We start from the raw sequence: 21,148 nt of genomic DNA, 5'->3' as shown, positions 1-21,148 counted from the left end.
TTAAAATCAAAAAAACAGGACGAATTATACATTCTTAAAAACAGGAAAGAAAACGAAGGAATTGACAAAAATGATCTTAATTTGTAATCAAATATTTTGATTCAGGGTAGATCGATTAAAATAAACTTGAAAAACGGGTAAACTACTTTGGAAATAAAAAATCCGCTCTAAACAGAGTGGATTTAATCGAAACTTTTATAAAAATATACTTATATCTCCCCCGTCATCAAAATATTCTCCTGTACACCTTTCTGCTTAAGCATTCTAAAGTGTGAGCGTACGGCATGGTAAAAAGGATAAGAAGTATAAGGGAGATCATATTCTGCAGCATAGCGTCTTATAATTGGTGTAATATAAGGATAATAGGTATGACCAACTCCCGGAAAAAGATGATGTGCCACATGATGTGTAAAGCCTCCGTATAAAAAATTAGCCAATTTACTATCAGTACTGAAATCTTTAGTTACAATCATTTGATGCGTTGCCCATGTTGCCGAAAGATTGCCTTCTTCGTCTGTACCCGGAAAGTGCGCATCTTCATCAACATGTGTAGATACAAGTGCAACAACGCCAAGTGCACTACCACACATATGCATAGCGAGCCAGGCATATAAAACCAAATACCAAGGCTGGTTTAACAGGAACATTGGAATAAAAAGCAGGTACGCCAAATTAATTATTTTAGCGGCAAACATTTTATAAATTTCTATGGTTGGAATTTTGTCAACTACTTTTTTTACATAGTTGTTTTTCTTCCCAAAAAAATCTTTAAAATCTCTGATATAAATCCAATTTAGACTATAAAGCGGATAGATAAGCCACATGTAAATATGTTGGTATTTATGATAATTAAATAAAGGACTATTAGGAAAAATCCTTATGATATTACTTTGTTTGATATCAACATCCCAATCCTGAACATTTGGATAAGCATGATGAAGATTGATATGACGACGCGCCCAGAGCCAGTGATTGCCCCCAAAAAGCTCCAAAACATACATAAACCATTCGTTGTGTTTCGATTTTTTGAACAATGCACCGTGAGCAGCATCATGAAATGCATTAATAAAAAGTACGATCATGGTTATACCGCACAAAATATAAAAGAGAAATAATAAAGGTGTGCTGTTTCCGAACAGCAAAATACAAGAATAAAACAAAAAGAAAAGTACTACTAGTCCTAAAGACTTAATTACATTAAACCGATACAGAGATGTTTTTTTTAAAACCGTTTCATTTACTTCCTTTCGAATCTTTTTAAAAAAATCATCAGTACCTGGTTTTAAGTAAACCGGGCGAATTAATTTTTCCATAATGATTATTGGCTAGAAATTCTTACAACAAATTTAATAAAAAAAGTTAAAACACAACATATCAAATAATTACAATTTTAAAAAGAAAAAACACTTTACTTTAAACATTAAAAAAATTAGAAAATTCCCATATTTTCAGGTTTAATCGTAAATCCAACCCGTATCATACTTTTGTGCTCCTGATAATCAATCAAACTTTCAGTATAACCTATAAACCATTGAAGTGTGAGGTAGTAATTTTCTTTTTTGTACGGTTTCCAGTTTACCTGTGTCTGCAAAGAGCCATAATTGATAAGGCCGCTTCCCTTCCTGATAAGAATATCGGCACTCCATCTACCCGGTTGTATCTGATAAGTTGCACTTGCTTCGCCATAACCTACATATTTAGTAAGTTCAGGATTATCTTCCTTATCAACAAGTGGAATCCATCCTCTTAATCCGACAATCCATCTCGGAGAAATCTTTGATTTTAATGAGAAAGCAAGCATATTCCAGGTTCTTGAATAAATAGAATCCTTGCCGTTTGATTCGTGTTCTAAAGAGATTGTGCCATACGTCAGCCTTCCCCCTTTTAAATAAAACGGACGAACAACGGCAATTCCGGGATTAAAATTAATTTCGGCAAATGGTTTTGAGTTTGCATAAATGTCCCAAAAAGCTTTTTGTGTATACATTAAATAAGGAAAGAAACCACCCCATAATGGTTTTGATTTTAATCGGAGTTTAAAACTCACCTGATATTTTACATCAGCAGAGTTCCGATCAACGGGCTCATCAAGCGGAACGCCTGTTAGAAAATAATTGTCTTTGTGAACAGAAAAACTAGGTTCCTTCAAAAGTGAATCTGCGGCCCGGAAGTTTTTCTTAGGTTCTAAAATTTGTGAATTTGCCTGGAATGAAAAGAGAATCAAACAAAGGAATAGGTATTTTAAGTACATTATTATAGTTTAAATTGTAGCTTCTTTTTTGCTTTTAAACTAATGTACGTTATTATTAGAAATCATATTAACTCAATAAAATAAGAGTTAACTCAATAAAATTAATCTTAGCAATTGTTCGTTTCCTATAACAAAACCTGGAAAAATTTGACTCCACAGTTAAATATTTTCATAAAAAAAATACATCTGACATACATTATTTATATGCCAGATGTAATTACAAATCAACCTTCAATTAATTTTTTTTATTTTACCACATAAGAAACTTTATCAGCTTCGCAAAGCCTGAAATAACCGAAGGCAAAATTATTAGAGTCGCTTGTATTTACAATATTTCCTCTGATATTTCCCGGAGGAATAGAAAACGGACTTCCTCCGTATACCTCTAAAAGTAAATTCATATAGTTATAAAAGTTCTTAGAAACTCCCCGATGCGTAATCTCAACAATACTTCCCGGTTTCATTTTATCTTCGTCTGAGAATCTCGTGCTAATTTGATTTCCATTAAATAATTCGTCATTTGTCAACTCATATTCAGGAAAAAGAAGAAATCCACTTTTATAATCTGTAAGATAATAATTAACCTCATCAGCCGGATCTTTATAATAAAACGTAAGTTCGATTATATCTTCTCCTCCAAAATCAGGAACAATATTTTGTTCTACTTTATCAATTGGTGTCACAGAAGTCAGCTTTTCAACAGCTGTAAAACTTTGTCCCTCTGCAGTTACATAAAGTGTATAATCCATATTGATAACCGGAACAAAATTAGTACATACATATAGGCCAGGTCCCGTTTCATTAAAAGTAAAAATATCACCATTTTTATTTTCAATTCTTACTTGTGCTCCGGAAACTTTTGGTGTAGTATTATTATAATAGGGAGCCGTTTTACTAATTTTTATGGTTTGCTCATTGCCAGTTGTTCCTTTTTGCCAAATAATTTCTGCATCTACAACTATTTTTGTTTCACCAGTTTCTAAATCAAGAGTTACCGTATCCTCACAAGATGAAAAAAACAGCACAAAAAGAAAACTTACTAAAGTCAGTGCTTTATTTTTAAAATTATATTTTTCAAGCCTTTGCATATTCATTAAAATTTAAAATTATAAGAAATACCAGGAACTATTCCAAAAATAGACAGTCTTCTGGTCTCATTCACTCCCGTATCGTCATTTGTTGCAAATGTCATAGAAGCTGCATTTTTTCTGTTGTAGATATTATAAATGCTAAACACCCAATAGCTCTGCCATCCTTTCTTTTTATCTGGTTTAGGTGTATAAGTCGCGGCCAGATCTAAATGATGGTAAAGTGGCAGCCTGTTTTCATTTCTAAGTGAAAAATTCGGTATATTGATTCCTCCAAATTCATAATATCCATTTGCATAAGTTACCGGCTGACCAGACTGCAATGAAAAATTAGCATTAAAAGACCATTTTGGATTGTATTGATAACTCCCTACAATATTTAAATTATGCAACTTATCGTATCCTGATAAATACCAATTACCATTTGCTATTCCAGGTTCTTCGGCGGTTCTGCCAGGAGTTTTTTGTTCTGCCCTTGACAAGGTATAAGAAACCCATCCTGTAAAATTACCTGTATTTTTTCTGAATAATAATTCCATACCATACGATCTGGCTTTACCGTTTAGAATAACCTGTTCTATATCATTATTAGCCAATATATCTGCTCCATCTATATAATCAATACGATTTTTGATATTCTTATAAAAAAGTTCTCCCTCAAAGGAATAACGATCATCATTAAAATTCTTAAAATATCCCGCAGCATATTGATCAAGAAGCTGCGGTTTTGTAAAAGGTCCGCTTGGAGTCCAAATATTCATTGGTAATGGAGACTGTGTATTCGATAAAATATGAATATATTGTGCCATTCTGTTGTAACTAAGTTTTACTGAAGCATTTCCATTAAAAGCATATGATAATGCAGCACGCGGCTCTAAATTATCAAATTTACTTATCGTTTCTCCACTTTTATAAGATATGCTTCCTGTAGGAGTTCCTTCCTGATAAATATTATATAACGGATTATATACTACGGCTTCATCATTTTCGTAAGTATTAATATTCTCACCTCCTAAACGGTAAAACATACTGTAACGAAGTCCGTAACGAAGATTCAGCTTCTCTGTAATCTGATGTTCAAAATCAAGATAAACAGAAGATTCGAAGGCATATTTTTTATCAAGCTGTTTGTAATTAAACTGTGAATCTGAACTGGTAGGCTGTACGGTTCCAGGATTAAAATCATAATATTGGCCATCAAGTCCATAATTAAGTTTAAGTTTTTCAGATAAAGAGTGGTGCCATTTATAAGTAAGACCATAACTTTTTATGACATTGTCCCACTCAAAATTCTCTGTATTAATACCAAGGTTAAATTTATAATCACTGTAGAAAACTGATAAATTCGTATTTATCGCATCAGAAAATTTATGTTTCCAGCTTAAAATTCCCATAGTATTTCCGTAGGTACTGGCAAAACGATCATTAATATCAAAAACATCATTGCCCAAATATCCTGAAAAAGCAAGTGTATTATTGGCATTCAGCCGATAATTCAATTTAGCATTAATATCATAAAACATTGCCGAATTTTTATTATCGGCCAATTTCAAAAATAAATGCGCATATGATGTTCTCCCTGCAATAAGAAATGAACCTTTTTCTTTTTTGATAGGTCCCTGTACTAACAAACGGCTTGATATTAAACCGATTCCGCCATTTACTTTGTAATTTTCAAAATCACCAATTTGCTGGCTTACATCGAGAACGGAAGAAACTCTTCCTCCAAATTTAGAGGGAATTCCTCCTTTATATAAATCCAGTCCACTGACTACATCGGCATTAAAAATCGAAAAAAAACCAAACATATGAGAGTCTCCATAAACTGGAGCACCATCTAAAAGAGTCAAATTCTGATCAGCTGCACCTCCTCGGACATTAAAACCAGAAGAAAGCTCTCCGGCATTTGTAACTCCCGGCAATGTTAATATTGATTTTAAAGGATCCGGCTCGCCCATTGCAGAAGGAATCCTTTTGATTTCTTCCATTGTAAGCTTATTGACGCTCATTTGAGTATTTCTTACATCAACCGCTTTAGAATTTGTTATGATAACCTGCTCTAATTCCTGACTGTCTGCGTCCATAGTGAAATTTATTCTTGCATCATCAGAAACCGTAATTTGTGTTTCCTTGTCTTTCAGACCAACATAACTAATCTGCACAGTATAGTTGCCTTTATTTAGCTCAATAGAAAACTTTCCCTCACTATTTGTGGATGCGCTGGTAGAAAGTTCTTTTATGAAAATATTAGCACCAATAACAGGCTGCCTGCTGTCATCAAAAACCTGACCCATCAGTTTAATTTTTCTTTTAGACGCTTTTGTAGATTTTTGTCTAACAAAAATATTACTGCCTACGATTGAAAACTGAAATGGAATGCTTTTGTTTAGTTCGCTAACAAGTTCTTTTATTTCGATACGGTTATAAGTCTTTTTTTTGGTAAAATACTTTTGACTGGTATCGATCTGGTCTGTAAAGGCGAATTTAAAATCCGTCTGATTCTCAATTTGTTTAAATAATTCTTTTAGCGTTACAGTATTATCAACAGTTATCGTTATATTTTGAGAAAACACACTCCAACTGAATAAAAAAAAGCATGCTGAAATTATATGCTTCATGAAATTTCGTATTTTTGAATATTATTAAATGGGATAGTTTTATACTATCCTGACGATGAGGAAGGATGTTTAGTTTCGCGGCTAGTGCATCCTTTTCTTTTCTATTGAAAAGTAACTTCTTTTAATTCTTCATTTATTTCAAAGTTTAGGTTATACATTTCTGATATTAATTGCACAATTATTTTTAAATCTTCTTTTTTATTGATTCGGACTGTAATTTTCTGGTTACAATATTCCTGCGGAAGCGTCATTTTATAACCATAATTCTCCTTAATATAGGCACTAACATCAATTAACTTTGCGTTATCAAAATCAGTAAACCTGTTAAATTCGGATACTAAGGCTGTATTGTTTTTTCCATAAGTAAAGGTCTCACCTGGTACCAAAATCCATTTTTTATCCTGATTTTCTATGCTCATCTGAACGCTTCCTTCATAAAGTGATACACTTACTTCACTTTGTTCATTACTTTTTACTGTAAAAGAAGTTCCTAAAACGGTAGTTGTAGTTTCATCGCAAAAAACCTGAAAAGGATGGTTTTTATCTTTTTTTACTTTAAAATAACCTTCCCCTTCAATTTCAATTTTTCTGTTAGTCTCAAAATTGTTAGCATACCTAATTTTGGAATTCGGACTTAATTCTACCTTCGAACTATCCGGTAAGAAAACCGTTTTTATTTTTGAAGTCGTATTTTCAATTACATTTGAAGCAAGTTCAATATTTTGCACTACCGGACCTCTATTAAAATAAATCCCGGTTCCAATAAGTACAAAAATTAAAACTGCCGCCGCTGCCACATAACGCCAAACTCCAAATTTCTGTTTCTGTTTCTTTGGAGGAAAGGCTTTAAAATGAAAATCATCCCACGAAGCCTCTTTCACATCATCTGTATGTGAAATGGGAGTTTCATCCCAGATTTTTTTTAATTCTTCTTCTATTTTTTTCTCATCCATGACTTTGGAGCGTTAAAGTTTCTGACAATAAAATCCCTGCTTATTAAAAACACCATAAACCATTTCTTTAATTTCCCTGTTGGTTTCGATTCTTAGAATTCTTTGACGATTTTTGAAGTCAAAATATATAATACAATCGGAAATAATGAACTGTAAGTGAACCACAATTAAGCTTGCGTCTTTCTTAGTTCTAACATTTGTTTTATACGTCTCAATATGCATTTTTATGTTCTGTTTATATCTATAACAAACGAGAACATAAAAGTTCCTAATGGTCTTCGACTTTTTTTCGAATAAATTTACTGGCGAGATAAATATGATTGGCAATGGTCTTTTCAGAAAGATCTGTCATTGCTGCAATCTCCTTATAGCTAAGGTTTTCCAGTTTATGTAAAGTAAATATTTTTTGCTGCTGCTCAGGAAGCAGATTTATGAAAGTATGTAATTTTTCTTTTCTTTCTTCAAAAATTCCTGTATCAGAATCCTCTTCTTCCATTTCGAATTGTAAAGGATCAAGTTGAATTATTTTATTTTCGCGATTAACGTGGTTGATAATGATGTTCTTGCATATTGTAAACAATTGTTTATCAAATAAAACATCTTCATTAAGTAATTCTCTTTTATTGTATAATCTTAAAAAAGTTTCCTGAACAAAATCCTGCGGAGTAAGAACTGTAAAATTAAAGCGTCTGGCAATGTTTATTAGTTTATCATAGTAATTCAGGTAAGCTTCCCTGAAAGAAGCTTCGTTACCTTTTTTTAAACTTAATATAAACTTTTTATTGTCCATCCTAATATAGTCATTAGCCATAACTCAATGCTCAGAATAATATTGTACTGTAAGCGATAGCTGAAGATTGCCTTAATAAACTTTGACTGCAAAGAACTGAAATTTTTATGCTAATATTATCTAACTGAAAAAATATAATTTTAAAAATTTGTAATCTTAATATTAACTTTGTTCACACAGTTCAATTTTGGCCTGAGCACAGCGGATTAGAACCTTCTCTCACCCGATTAGAAATTGGGGGTATTCTTTCAACGGAGTTAACACATAAAAATAATTTTGGCATAAAAAAACCCTCTCAAAATAAGGGTTTTGATGTGAATATACAGGGAATGAATTCGAACTTTTAATCACACACTTCCAATTCAAAACAAGCATTCGGTTTTTGGTTTAAATCAGTTAAATCCAATTCCCGAATTTAAATCATAATTGATTTTCATTTAAATTACGCATAGGGCCACAATGAATGAAATCAAAAAAAATCATTTATAACTATTTGTAAATTAGATGCTCATTTTAAATTGAAAATGGTGATTAATCTTCTAAAAAAAAAGAATATTTATTTTATTTTAATAACAACTTTTCCCTTGGCACGTCCACTTTCTACATACGATAAAGCTTCATTTGTTTTTTCGAAAGAAAAGATTTTATCCAGAACCGGTTTAATTATTCCAGCTTCAATAAGTGTTGTAATGCTGCTTAATTGTTGTCCATCCGCTTTCATAAATAAAAAAGAATAGTCAACATTTTTATTTTTTGCTTTTTTACGAATCCCGGAACTTATTAGAGAAAGAATTATTTTTACAAACCATGGTGCTTTAATTTCTTTAGCAAAATCTGGTGTTGGTGGCCCTGAAATCGAAATAAGTTTTCCCCCGGATTTTAGTATTTTCAATGATTTTTCAAGCGTTTTTTGATCCTGACTATTTAATACAACGTCATAATTACTCAACCTGTTTTCGAAATCGCTATTCTTATAATCAATAATAAGATCTGCACCAAGTTCATTAAGTAAATCAAAACTTTTGGCACTTGCAGTTGTAGCAACTGTCGCACCCAAATGTTTGGCTAACTGAATTGCAATTGTTCCCACTCCTCCTGAACCTGCCTGAATGAATACTTTTTGCCCTTTTTGGATTTGTGCCCTTTCAACCAAAACCTGCCAGGCCGTTAATGCTACCAGGGGAATAGAGGCCGCTTCTTCCATCGAAATATTTCCGGGTTTAAGTGCTACATCTCCTTCATCTATTGAAATAAATTCGGCAAATGTACCTATTCGATGATCTGCCGGTCGGGCATAAACTTCATCACCAACTTTAAACTTTTTTACATTTTTTCCAACCTTCGTAATTACTCCGGCCACATCATGTCCTAAAATTAATGGAAGCTTATACGGTAAAATGAGTTTAAATTCTCCCGTTTTTATTTTTGAGTCTAAAAGATTTACGCCAGCGGCATGAACCTCAACCAGAACATCATTGTCTTTTACTTCTGGCTGAGGCATTTCTGCAAACTGCAAACCTCCATTTTTACTATATTTCTTAATTGTGAATGCTTTCATTTTATATCTTTTTAAAGTTCTCATTATTGCTTTAAGCTCGCATATATTTTTTTAGGATTTACCAAATTGAAAGCTAATTTTGGGAAAAACCTGCTTACAAAATATAATAATTTTGCATCTCCCACCCGAATCGTAAATTGATCTTTTTTGATTCCTGAAATAAGTGCTTTTACCAATTGCTCTGGAGTCATTTTTTTGTCATTTCTTTGAGCCGTCATCTCTGTTGCTACAACAGGCGGAAGCAGTTCAAACACTTTTACATTGCTGCCCAGTATCTCTAAATTCTTTCTAAGTGTTCTCGTATAAAAACTTAAAGCTGTTTTTGTTGCCGAATAAGTTGGTTCTTCTAAAGCTGGTACCAAACTCAAAATAGATGTAGTATTTATTATGGCACTTTCTGTTCTTGATTTTAGCATATCTATAAAAAGAGTATTCAGTCTGATAACACCAAAATAATTGATATTCATTTCATAAATCGCATTCTTCAGAATTTGTTCATTTGCAATTCCGAGATTAAGCATCGGGCTTCCAACGCCTGCATTATTGTACAAAATATCAATTCCGCCTAAAGAAACCACTTTCTCAAAAAGTGCTTTTGAATCTTCGGGATTTTCAACATCACTTTTTATAACCGTTAATGATGGAAACATTTTTTTAGCTTCATCTAATTTGGCCTGATTTCTACCGGTGATAATTACATTTGCTCCTTCAGCTAAAAATTGTCGCGCCGATTCTAAACCAATACCAGAACCACCTCCGGTAATTAATATCGTTTTACCTTTTATATTCATTGCTGTTTTATTTAAAAAATTGTTTTACTTTTTAAGTTCTTTTTAGACTTTTTAGTTTATTTTAAAATATACTAAAAAGTATATTTTACCGCAAAAAAAAAGTTATATTCTATATTGTTCTAATTCCGTTTTTAAACTTTTAATAAGGCCTTGCATAGGCTTTGCTGTATCCATCACTCTACACATTACAATGCCTCCTTCAACTGAAGCTACCAATTTAAAAGCAAAAACTACAGGATCGAGAGTCTTAGAAAATTCACCATTATTAATTCCTTCCTGAAGTAAAGCAGTCAACTCTTGCTGACCGATTCTTAATACCTTTGCTACTTTTTCCTTTATAATAGGATAATTATCATCCACTTGCACGGCAGTATTAAATATCGGACATCCACCAGAAACATATGTTTCAAAAGGATTTTTATAAAAATCTAAAAAGGCAAATATTTTACCTTTAATCGTTTTTCCTTTGTAAACTTCTGCCCTGATTTTATCCGAAACCATTTTAAGCGCCAAATCAATAACTTGTTCAGACAAATCATCTTTACCTTCAAAATGACCATAAAGGCATCCTTTTGTAAGCTTTGTCGCCTCCAATACATCATCGATATTTACCCCAGAAATACCTTTTTCATTATAAAGAGGTACTGCAGTTTCAAGTATAAATTGTTTTGTTTTTTCTGCTTTTGTGAGCATTTTAGTTTCTAGATTAGATTGCAAATATACTAAAAAGTATATTTTAACAACATGAAAATTTAAAAATAATTTAATTTTTTTCTCAATTTAATGTTTTGGTAAGTGATATAAAACAAAAAGCCGTCTCAAAACAAAATTTGAGACGGCTTCTTATATTCTTTCTTGTAGAATGTTAAGCCACAACTACATTTACTGCATTAGGACCTTTTTTTCCTTCTGCCACGTCGTAACGTACTTCATCGTTCTCACGAATATTTTCTGATAGACCCGAAACGTGAACAAAGATTTCACTTCCGCCATTCTTTGGTGTTATAAACCCAAAACCTTTTTCTTCATTAAAGAATTTTACTGTACCTTCTTGCATATTATAATTATTTATTATCTACAAATGTAAGACTTTTAACATTATAACACTGAAAAAGAATAACTTATATTCAAATATTTTTACGTATGATCGTATTCTTTTTTAACTATAATAAAAATATGCCCATTAATATATTGAAAATAGATGTTCTGAAACCTTTTTTATATACGACTAATATGCCAAAAACATTGAATACAATAATAAAAACAGATTCATAATCAAGAGAATACAACTTATCTTTCTATATAATTTTCTTTACATATTCATCAATAATTTATATTTTTTAATTTTCCGATGAAAATTAAGGATGGAAATTATAATTATCAGCATCAAAGAATATAAAAATATCACTTGATTAAAATTCACCTTTGAATGTTGCAAGTTGAAACTTATTTACTCTAAATCACTTCTGGTACTATTAGAACACTATTTTTGGCAATAATTTAAGTATATTACAACCGCCTTTTCAAAAATTCAATAAAGAATCTTTATATGCTAAAAGTTATAACATAATATAATACATTAAAAGTAATGCATTAACAAAGATTTTAAGTAAACATAAAATGGAAGATTATGTTTATGGACGGCCCGTCATTTACATAACTGTATCTGGCGGGTTTTCCATTTTTATTATTTTAAATAAACCGATAGTAAAAGGAAAGCAAATATCTAACCCTGGATCAGCCCCCGATCAAGGCAATATTGCCTTACACTTTCTTCAACAGTTGGCAATTCTCCAAAAAGTTCTTTTTGTCTTTGTGGACTTCTACTAATATACACGCCAGTATCAATCCACTTGATCATTTGATACATATCATGAATGTTGTCATTAAACTTTGCGATGATCGGTAAAATGTATTTCAGTGCAAATGACGGGATAACGGGCTTAGTCTGAATGTTCTTTTTAAGGACACTTGCAAACGCCGCTCTCAATATGTCTTCGTTAACGGGTTTCTCCCAGCCTATATCTATAGAGGTATTTAACTCTGTATCAGGTAAATATACCGCTGCCATGGCAGTATATTTGGCTAATTGCGGCGTATAAATAATTCCGTAAGTTCCGGTCAGGAATGTTGGTAATATTCCTTTCTTAATTTTATCGATTATAAAATCAGGTGTCTGATCCAGAAACGCACCCGGCCTAAGGGTAATAAAAGGCTGCTTTTTTTCTGTCAGGTATTTCTCGATCAGGTATTTATTATAAAAGTGCGGTACCGATTTGGCTTTGTCAGATTCGAGAATGGAAATCAATATAAAACGCGGAATGCCCGCCTCTTTGGTAGCATCCACCAGATTCCGATACCCAATTGTATCGGTTGTTGCGTTATCGCCTTTTTTTCGGCGTGTGTATCCTGCTGCACTGGCGACTATGGCATCAAAACAATGCTTAGCGGAAAGGGCCTGTCTTAGAGAAGGCGCATCCATCATATCTCCCACCACAAAATTTTTGACACCCATTTTGGTAAGCGCACTTCTATTGCTGCTTGCCCTGACCATAGCAGTAACTTCTGCACCCTGCTCAAGTAATTCTTTTACGATCTGGCTTCCCAGCATTCCTGTTGCACCAGCAACTATAACTTTTTTAATATGCATTTTTTATATATTTACATTATTTTATTGCCTTTATTCTACGACCAGAACAACCTTACCATTTACTCCTCCTGCAGTTAAATAATCCTGAGCTATAGCCGCTTCTTCAAGCTTAAATATCTTGGAAACAATTGTTTGAAATTTTCCAGCTTCTATCAAATCAATTCCGTTTTGCAAGGTTTTAGACGATATATCAGAAACTACAAAATTGGCGTTCACATTGTATTGCCCGGCCAACGCCTGTGAAGGTGGAGTGGCTATACTCAATAGTTTCCCTCCAGGTTTTAAAACCTGAAAAAGCTTTCCCTGAGTTTCACCGCCAGCGGTATCTGCGACCAAATCAATATCTCTGGCAATCTTGGTCACATCCTGTAATTTATAATCAACCACTTCGTCGGCACCAAGTTTTTCTGCCAAAGCCACACCTTCTCCAGATGCAGTTGCAATAACGTATGCCCCGGCAGCTTTTGCCATTTGCACCATAACACCGCCAACTGCTCCACCGCCACCCTGAATTAAAACTTTTTGACCTTTTTCTAATTTACCTTCTGTAAATAATACCGATTGTGCACTTCCTATTGTAACAACTATTGAAGCTGCTTCTTCAAATGACAGACCTTTCGGTTTGGGTAAAACAGAATCTTCGTTTGCAGTCACATATTGCGCATAAGCATTTTTCTTGGTAAGAGCGATGACTTCATCACCCACTTTAAATTTAGATACATCCGCGCCAACGGCAACAATTATTCCCGAAGCTTCACCCCCAGGTATAAATGGCATTTCTACGGGGCGAATCTCTTTCATAATTCCCATTCGTATTTTCATATCGATCGGATTTACTCCTGCTGCCATAACCTGGATTAAAACATCATTTTCACTCTGGATGGTCGGTCTCGAAATATCAACCAGTTCAATCACAGCTGAACTTCCATAATCTTTATATTGAATTGCTTTCATTATTTTGAAGTATAAAGTGAATAATCGGTATAACCTACTTCACCCGGAGAATACAATGTGCCGTAGTCTACATCATTGAGGGGGGCATTTTTTTCGATACGGCTAATAAAATCAGGATTAGCAAGGAATCCACGTCCAAAAGCAACAAGGTCTGCAGCGTTATCCAACAACTTTTCTTCTGCTGTTTCAGGAGTCAGTCCATTACAAATTATGATCGTATTAGTAAATACTGCGCGGATTGCCTTATATGTTTTTTCAGGAATTTCCGGGTTGGTTGAAAGATGGATATAGGCAATCCCTAATTTATCCAATTCACTGCTTAGATAGGTATACGTTTGATGCACTTCTTCTGTATCGTAAGCCCTCTGATCGCTTAATTGAGAAAAAGGAGAAAAGCGAATTCCGACTTTATGCGGTCCAATTGCTGCTGCAATTGCTGCAGTAACCTCTAAAGTGAGTCGGCTTCTGTTTATAAGGTTCCCTCCATAAAGATCAGTCCTGTTATTTACATTTGGGTTTAAGAATTGTTCCAGCAAATACCCATTGGCACCATGAAGTTCTACCCCGTCAAAACCCGCAAGTATTGCATTTTTGGAAGCCTTCACAAAATCGGCAATAACATCCGTTATACCCTCTAAACTAAGCGCTACCGGAACCGAGTGTTCCTGCATACCAAGAGAATCAGTAAAAATTTCACCAGCAGCCTTAATATCGGAAGGTCCGACAGGCTGAATTCCACCAGGTAGATTGGCAACATGTGCAATACGTCCCGTATGCATGAGTTGTAAGAAGATCTTTGATCCGTTCTGATGTACTGCATCCGTTACCTTTTTCCACCCTGCAACCTGCGCTTCAGAATAGATTCCGGGGATACGCGGATAGCCCAGCCCTTCAGGACTTGGTGAGGTACCTTCTGTAACAATCAAACCAGCACCAGAGCGTTGTGCATAATAGTTTGCCATCAGTTCATTTGGAAGATTATCTATAGCTCTGCTTCTGGTCATCGGTGCCATCACCAGATGATTTTTAAATTTTAGGGAGCCTTTCTCAAAAGGCGTTAGTAACTTTTTCATTTTTTCATATTTAAATTATATGAGCAAATTTAAAAATTAATATATGGGTAAAATAACCGAAAAAGACACAAGAATAGTCCTATCCGACAACTTTAATTTAGGATTAGGTACAAGTAAAGGTTATGCAGTATAGGAGAATTTCTTAGGTGTAATGCCGTACTGCTTTTCAAATAATCTGCTGAAGTGGCTAAGATTTGAAAATCCCAGCTCATAGCCAACCTCAGAAACAGAATGTTTAGCCTGTTTCAAAAGAAAAGCGGCTTCTTCCATCCTGACTTTCTGATAATAATTATAGATTGTATCACCAAATGTCTGTTTAAAGAGCTGTTTAAGTTTGGTTTCGCTCATCGACGCAATACTGGCCAGCTCGCTTAAAATTGGCGGAGTACTAAGATCATGCAATATTTCGTTGCGAATAACCAAAAGTTTCTCGGCATCGTTGCTATTTATACTCTTAAAGGTTGTGTTTTCCCTTAGCGAAAGCTTACTAAAAAGCAGGTACATTAATTCCTGTACTTTAATCTGTACGTAAAAATTATTCATAGAATTATTCATGTCAACAGACACAATATTTTTAAGAAGCAATTGCATTTCAGGATCCAAACTTTCAAAAAAGAGAAAGGACGCGTTTTCTGCCGTAATCGTTTTTATTGTACCGTTAGGTTTTTCAATTGATAGAATGGATTTTAATCTATTGGCAGTAATACCCACTACTACATATTGAATATTACTGCCGGCAGGAAAACGAATTTCTGTACGCAAATCATTTGTAGACAACAAAATGGAAGAATCATTTTTTTGTGAGAAAGGTATGTTTTCCTCATTATTATATTTAACTTCAAGATCTTCCTTATTATTATAAAAGAAAATGGTACGTACGTTATTAGACTGTATGGCTGGATTTCGTTTAATAATTAGATCTTCCTTTAATATATACCGATGGATCGTTAATCTGAAATCATCACCAAATCCAACTTTGCGCACATAACCTTCTCCCATGCTCTTTGGAATTTTCAATACATTATCCCTTACAGGAACATTAATTTGTTCTGCAAACTGTATTATAAAGTCAAAACCTGGGGCTGCTGTAAATTCAAAAATCATATAGATAGCTATAGAAAACACTAAATTAACGCAAATAAATATATTTTAATGTTTTTACCGAATCTATTAAAGTAGGAGCCCCTATTTTTCATAAGATCTGTTAATCTAATAAATTCAGCTGTTTTTTATTTTAACACCAAACTTCTATTACAACGATAACCAATACAATTGTAAAAATGTATCACGTCTTCCGACTTTTGTATAAGTAGTAACGATCACTCCTACTCTAAATTTGCCTCATTATTAATCACATAAAATAAAAAAAATGAGCAAAACAATTTTAATCACAGGAGCATCATCAGGTTTTGGATTGATGCTGGCAACCGACCTTCATAAAAAAGGTTTTACAATAATTGGAACAAGTCGCGAACCGGAGAAATACAAAGTTCCATTTAAATTAATGCGTTTAGATATTGATGACGATAATTCGATTAATGAGTTTAGAGAAGAATTAGCTAAAGAAACCAGACAATTAGATGTTTTAGTTAACAATGCGGGGTTTATGGTAACTGGTATCGCAGAGGAAACACCTATCGATGTAGCAAGAAAACAATTTGAGACTAACTTTTGGGGAACTGTCAAAGTCACAAATGCATTACTACCCTATTTTAGAAAACAAAAATTTGGGCAAATTATTACTGTAAGCTCTATTGTTGGTTTGATCGGGCCTCCAAATTTATCGTACTATTCTGCTTCGAAACATGCAGTAGAAGGATACTTCAAATCATTGCGTTTCGAGCTGGATCAATTCAATATCAAAGTAAGCGTAGTAGAGCCTGTATGGTTTAAAACAAATCTTGGCCATAACGCAATTTCTTCAACAGGAGGTATCGAGGATTATAATAAATATAGAAAACTTGTCAATGCAACTACTCAAAAAGGATTGGATGAAGCTGAATCGCCAGATGCCGTAGCTAAAATTATAACTAAATTAATTGGCACAAAAGAACCAAAATTCAGCAATCCGGTTGGTAAAATGTCTGGTATGATCGTATTTCTACAGCATTTTGCACCGAAAATGTTTGAAAATTCTATACTAAAAAGCATCAAATAAATAATTCTGACAAAGAGTGTAAATTAATCTATAATTGGAATGTTTTAAGATTGTTAGCATTCCAATTTATATTTAAACCAGGAAAAATGAAAAATAAAATTATAACAAACGCGACACTTAAAATTGATCCGAAGTTTATTAATGAAGTACTTCCTCTTGCAATTGAAACCAGAAATCATATCCTACTTGAAGAAGGATGCGAAAGTTTTGTTGTGATGAGAAAAACTGAAGAAATAAATACGCTGGTAATTTTTGCTATTTATACTTCAAAACAAACTTATGACTGGCATTTGGAGCAAGATTATGTAAAAAGCTTTTTTGCTTTTTTAAATGGAAAACTAATTGCCGCACCAGAAGTAACTTATCTTGAAGAAATTTAAGTAATGATAAACTTTTTAAACGTAGATTTATGATGTATAAAACTGTAAAGTATGAAAAATTACAAAACTATAAGTGAACTCTATACTTCCAATGGATTTCCCCCACCAGAAAATCCTTTGCTTGGTTTAGTAACTTTTGAAGAACTACAAAACTGCACTTTTGCTGAAACAGAATTCACGATGGATTTTTATAAAATAGCTTTAAAAAAAGTAAAATCCGGTACCATTTTATACGGAAAAACAAAGTACGATCATGATAATGGTTCGATGGCATTTGTAAAACCCGGTCAGAAAATTACAATGAGTGATATTGAGCTAACGGAGAAAGGTTTTATGATTTATATTGATGAAGATTTTTTAATGAATACTAATCTTTATTCAGAAATAAAAAAATATGGTTTTTTTGACTATGAAGTGAATGAAGCGTTACACTTATCCCCAAAAGAAGAGGAAACTATCTGGGATTTATTCCATAAAATAAAGTTGGAATATTACAACAACCAGGATGACTTCAGTAAAGATATTATGCTAACCCATATTGATTCGATTTTAAAATATTCTCAACGCTATTACAAGCGACAATTTCTAAACAGAACCACATTATCAGGAACAATAATTACCAGGTTTACTGAGATTCTTAAATTTTATTTTGAAAGTGGAAAACTTCAAAAAGAAGGATTGCCAACCGTAAAGTATATGGCATCAAAGTTATCGTTATCTGCAAGATATCTAAGTGATTTACTTAAGCAGGAAACTGGTAAAACAGCTTTAGAGCACATCCATATTTCTCTGGTTACAGAGGCCAAAAATCTGTTGGCAAGCACTAACAATACAGTCGCAGAAACGGCTTATCAATTAGGTTTTGAGAATCCACCCTATTTTTCCAGGTTATTTAAAAAGAAGTAGGATTAACTCCAACAGAATACCGGGAACAATTTTTAAAGTAGTATACAAATCTCACATGTAAAATAGTGTTTTTTTTTAAGTAATTCATAAAATTTTAATTTTCACTACAAACAAAAAAACCACTCAATTGAGTGGCTTTTTATTGAAGCTAATGGTACAAAATTCGAACCTTTTACTGGAAAATTTAAAGCTATTATGTAAAAACTACAAAATGCAATGTAACTATCCTTTGTGAAGGTCAATGCATATTTATGTACCTTAGCTAAGCTAAAAAAAATACTTTAGCAGCCTTTTTGCATATTGTTATATGAAAGCACTTTTAAAACAAAATATCACCAAACATATTTCTCTTTCAGAAAATGAAACAGAAGAGTTTTGTAATTTATTTGAACAAAAGTTAATCCCAAAAAAGAGCTTTTTACTCAGAGAAGGCGAGATTTGCAAATTTGAAGGTTTTGTTACCAAAGGGCTTTTTCGGGTTTATCATATTGACAAAAATGGTTTTGAACAAATACTCTATTTTGCTATTGAAAATTGGTGGATTACTGATATTGACAGTTTTACTACTGAAACCCCTTCACAACTTTTCATAGAAGCGCTTGAAGACAGCGAAGTACTTATAATTTCTAAAAAAGACAAAGAGTTTGCCTATGCTAATTTACCTAAAATTGAAAAGCTATTTCGGGTAATGACACAAAAAACGCACGTTGCACTTCAACGAAGAATGATTGATAACCTTAGTAAAACGGCAGAATCCCGTTATATAGAATTTACAGAAAAATACCCACAGCTTGTCCAACGACTTTCTAATATCCAAATAGCTGCCTATTTGGGAATTACCAATGTTTTTTTGAGTAATATTCGAAAAAAAATTGCTGTAAAAAAATAAGATTTCCCTTTATTTATTAAACTAGTTTAATGTTTTGAGATCGCTTATCGTTTCATCTTTGCAGTGTTAATTTAAACCAACACAAAAAATGAAACACACTATCTCAACAGTATTTATAACAATTTTAATTTTATTTAACATGGAATCACAAGCACAAAGTTTCAAAACAATTGAAACTAAAGATTTGAAACTTCAGGTTTACAACGCATCAGAAAACAGCTTTGGTGTAGCATCTGTAATTGTATCGGGAAAAACAGATGCTGTTTTGATTGACGCCCAATTTACTTTGGCGGATGCCGAAAAAGTTGCACAGGAAATTAAAGCAAGTGGCAAAAAATTAACTACTATTTATGTATCTCATGCTGACCCTGATTACTATTTTGGATTGGAAATATTTAAAAAATATTTTCCAGATGTAGTTGCTTATGCATCACCTGCTTCAGTAGAAGCAATTAAGGCTACGGCTCAAAAAAAATTGGACGTTTGGGGCGAACGATTAGGTAAAGCTATTACGTCAAATGTTGTTTTGCCTCAGGTTTTAAAGGGAAATAGCATTGAACTGGAAGGCCAGAAATTAGAAATCATTGGTTTGGAAGAATTTCCGAATAAGACTTTTGTATGGATTCCTTCTATCAAAGCAGTTGTGGGTGGAATCAATATTTTTGGAACTACTTTTCATCTTTGGATGGCAGATGCACAAACTACTGAAGCCCGTAAAAACTGGATCACTGTTTTAGATAAAATCTCGGCTTTGAAACCTGAAATTGTAATTCCGGCTCATGCTAATTCCAATTCTCCATTTGATATCGCTGCTGTAAATCATACTAAAAGTTACATTCAATTCTACGAAGAAGCTTTGAAAACCAATAAAACATCTGAAGCTTTAATTACAGCTTTGAAAACAAAATATCCAACACTTACTTTTGAAACTGCCTTAATGATTGGTGCAAAAGTAAATACTGGAGAAATGAAATGGTAAAATCTATTCTTTACAGCCTGACAGCACTTTTTGTATTGTCAGGCTGTTCTTTAAATAAAAAGACAATGACAAATCTTGAAATAGTTAAAAGCACTTACGAAGGAAAAACTTCGGAAGAAAACGGTCAAAATCTCGCTAAATATGTTGCCGAAGATATTTCGTGGACAGAAGCAAAAGGCTTTCCCTACGCAGGAACTTACATTGGATTAGACAATATAACCAAAAATGTCTTTAGCAGATTAGGAAGCGAATGGATTGATTATAAATTTACTCCGGAAGGTTACGTTGCCAGCGATGATAAAGTAGTAGCTTATGGAACTTACACGGGAACTTATAAAATTACAGGCAAATCATTCACCGCCAGAGTAGCTCACATTTGGAAATTGAAAGACAGTAAGATTATCAGTTTTGAACAATTTGTAGATAGCCAGACTGTAAATGATGCTGTGAAATAAAGTCCTTTTTTTTATACCTTGCATTGTTTTAATGAATCATCAAACTAATGCACGAAAAATTAATAGCCTATATCAGCCAATATGCAAACTTACCACTAACAAGTGAAGAGCAAGCCTTAATTGTTGCAACTTTTCAACCTAAAAAGCTACGAAAAAAACAATACTTTTTACAGGAAGGCGATGTGTGTAAATATGCTGGTTTTATTGTAAAAGGAGCTATGCGTCAATATAGTGTAGATGATAAAGGTGTTGAACATATTGTACATCTTTTTATTGAAAATTATTGGGCAAACGATCGTGAAAGCTCAACGATGCTGACTCCATCAAAATATAATATTGATGCTTGGGAAGACACCGAACTTCTTATTATTACAAGAGCTGAAATGCTGGATTTGATGGACAAAATACCTGCATTGGTGCAAATGATACGTTTAATGGATGAAAGAAATGCCATCGCCAACCAACGAAGGTTAAGCTCTACGATCAGTAATGCTGCAGAAAAACGCTATGAAGAGTTTGCTACTCATCATCCACAATTTATCCAACGTTTTCCGCAACATCTTATCGCTTCTTATTTGGGTATTACTAAAGAAACTTTAAGCCGAATTAGAAAACAAGGAACGAAATAACTTCTCTTTTTAGTTTAAGTATATAA

General features: G+C 33.3%; 21 protein-coding genes. 7 read left to right on the top strand and 14 right to left on the bottom strand.

Features of this window, described 5'->3' with window-relative positions:
* Positions 1-209 precede the first annotated feature (209 nt).
* From IHE43_RS10480 to IHE43_RS10415, 14 genes are all read right to left on the bottom strand, one after another.
* Complete coding sequence (locus IHE43_RS10480) at positions 210-1,313, bottom strand: acyl-CoA desaturase (RefSeq protein WP_192187885.1); 1,104 nt, start codon at positions 1,311-1,313, stop codon at positions 210-212.
* A gap of 116 nt (positions 1,314-1,429) precedes the next feature.
* On the bottom strand, positions 1,430-2,251 hold the full coding sequence (locus IHE43_RS10475; protein ID WP_192187884.1) for a phospholipase A: 822 nt from the start codon (positions 2,249-2,251) through the stop codon (positions 1,430-1,432).
* Positions 2,252-2,496: 245 nt separating this feature from the next.
* Entirely contained in the window at positions 2,497-3,345 is an 849-nt protein-coding gene (locus tag IHE43_RS10470) for a DUF4249 domain-containing protein (protein ID WP_225585459.1), read from the bottom strand.
* A complete protein-coding gene (locus IHE43_RS10465) occupies positions 3,345-5,957 on the bottom strand; it encodes a TonB-dependent receptor (protein WP_192187883.1) in 2,613 nt (870 codons plus the stop codon). The genes IHE43_RS10470 and IHE43_RS10465 overlap by 1 nt, the downstream gene beginning before the upstream one ends.
* A 101-nt stretch (positions 5,958-6,058) precedes the next feature.
* Positions 6,059-6,910, bottom strand: coding sequence for a FecR family protein (locus tag IHE43_RS10460; protein WP_192187882.1), 852 nt, complete (start codon positions 6,908-6,910; stop codon positions 6,059-6,061).
* A 268-nt stretch (positions 6,911-7,178) separates the two neighbouring features.
* The gene (locus IHE43_RS10455; RefSeq protein ID WP_192188196.1) at positions 7,179-7,700 is read right to left on the bottom strand and encodes an RNA polymerase sigma factor; all 522 of its coding nucleotides are present in this window, start codon (positions 7,698-7,700) and stop codon (positions 7,179-7,181) included.
* A gap of 556 nt (positions 7,701-8,256) precedes the next feature.
* Complete coding sequence (locus IHE43_RS10450) at positions 8,257-9,258, bottom strand: NADP-dependent oxidoreductase (RefSeq protein WP_192187881.1); 1,002 nt, start codon at positions 9,256-9,258, stop codon at positions 8,257-8,259.
* A gap of 23 nt (positions 9,259-9,281) precedes the next feature.
* A complete protein-coding gene (locus tag IHE43_RS10445) occupies positions 9,282-10,049 on the bottom strand; it encodes an SDR family oxidoreductase (RefSeq protein WP_192187880.1) in 768 nt (255 codons plus the stop codon).
* Between the two features lie 102 nt (positions 10,050-10,151).
* Positions 10,152-10,742, bottom strand: a complete 591-nt coding sequence (locus tag IHE43_RS10440) for a TetR/AcrR family transcriptional regulator (RefSeq protein WP_192187879.1) — start codon at positions 10,740-10,742, stop codon at positions 10,152-10,154.
* A gap of 172 nt (positions 10,743-10,914) precedes the next feature.
* Positions 10,915-11,106: a cold-shock protein gene (locus tag IHE43_RS10435; protein WP_056194237.1), complete on the bottom strand. Its 192-nt coding sequence runs from the start codon at positions 11,104-11,106 to the stop codon at positions 10,915-10,917.
* A gap of 669 nt (positions 11,107-11,775) precedes the next feature.
* A complete protein-coding gene (locus IHE43_RS10430; protein ID WP_192187878.1) occupies positions 11,776-12,699 on the bottom strand; it encodes an NAD(P)H-binding protein in 924 nt (307 codons plus the stop codon).
* A gap of 30 nt (positions 12,700-12,729) precedes the next feature.
* The gene (locus tag IHE43_RS10425; protein WP_192187877.1) at positions 12,730-13,653 is read right to left on the bottom strand and encodes an NADP-dependent oxidoreductase; all 924 of its coding nucleotides are present in this window, start codon (positions 13,651-13,653) and stop codon (positions 12,730-12,732) included.
* Positions 13,653-14,726 (bottom strand): alkene reductase, encoded by a 1,074-nt coding sequence (locus IHE43_RS10420; RefSeq protein ID WP_192187876.1) that lies wholly within the window; start codon positions 14,724-14,726, stop codon positions 13,653-13,655. The genes IHE43_RS10425 and IHE43_RS10420 overlap by 1 nt, the downstream gene beginning before the upstream one ends.
* Before the next feature lie 120 nt (positions 14,727-14,846).
* Entirely contained in the window at positions 14,847-15,830 is a 984-nt protein-coding gene (locus IHE43_RS10415; protein ID WP_192187875.1) for an AraC family transcriptional regulator, read from the bottom strand.
* 265 nt (positions 15,831-16,095) lie between these two features.
* On the opposite strand from IHE43_RS10415, the gene IHE43_RS10410 reads away from it, so the two are divergent.
* The 7 genes from IHE43_RS10410 to IHE43_RS10380 all read left to right on the top strand — a co-directional run bounded on the left by IHE43_RS10410 (position 16,096) and on the right by IHE43_RS10380 (position 21,122).
* Complete coding sequence (locus IHE43_RS10410) at positions 16,096-16,884, top strand: SDR family oxidoreductase (RefSeq protein WP_192187874.1); 789 nt, start codon at positions 16,096-16,098, stop codon at positions 16,882-16,884.
* 86 nt (positions 16,885-16,970) lie between these two features.
* Complete coding sequence (locus IHE43_RS10405) at positions 16,971-17,264, top strand: putative quinol monooxygenase (protein WP_192187873.1); 294 nt, start codon at positions 16,971-16,973, stop codon at positions 17,262-17,264.
* A gap of 51 nt (positions 17,265-17,315) precedes the next feature.
* Positions 17,316-18,170, top strand: coding sequence for an AraC family transcriptional regulator (locus IHE43_RS10400; RefSeq protein WP_225585458.1), 855 nt, complete (start codon positions 17,316-17,318; stop codon positions 18,168-18,170).
* A gap of 307 nt (positions 18,171-18,477) precedes the next feature.
* Entirely contained in the window at positions 18,478-19,059 is a 582-nt protein-coding gene (locus tag IHE43_RS10395) for a Crp/Fnr family transcriptional regulator (RefSeq protein WP_192187872.1), read from the top strand.
* Between the two features lie 139 nt (positions 19,060-19,198).
* Positions 19,199-20,038 (top strand): MBL fold metallo-hydrolase, encoded by an 840-nt coding sequence (locus IHE43_RS10390; RefSeq protein ID WP_192187871.1) that lies wholly within the window; start codon positions 19,199-19,201, stop codon positions 20,036-20,038.
* A 65-nt stretch (positions 20,039-20,103) separates the two neighbouring features.
* The gene (locus IHE43_RS10385; RefSeq protein ID WP_192187870.1) at positions 20,104-20,493 is read left to right on the top strand and encodes a nuclear transport factor 2 family protein; all 390 of its coding nucleotides are present in this window, start codon (positions 20,104-20,106) and stop codon (positions 20,491-20,493) included.
* A 47-nt stretch (positions 20,494-20,540) separates the two neighbouring features.
* Positions 20,541-21,122 carry a Crp/Fnr family transcriptional regulator gene (locus IHE43_RS10380; RefSeq protein ID WP_192187869.1) on the top strand — a complete coding sequence of 194 codons (582 nt, stop codon included), beginning with the start codon at positions 20,541-20,543 and terminating at the stop codon, positions 21,120-21,122.
* Positions 21,123-21,148: the final 26 nt, after the last annotated feature.

The organism is Flavobacterium sp. MDT1-60, assembly GCF_014844035.1.
Taxonomy (GTDB): Bacteria; Bacteroidota; Bacteroidia; order Flavobacteriales; family Flavobacteriaceae; genus Flavobacterium.
Note: the sequence above shows the minus strand (reverse complement) of the source record. Positions and strands in the feature narration are given on the sequence as shown.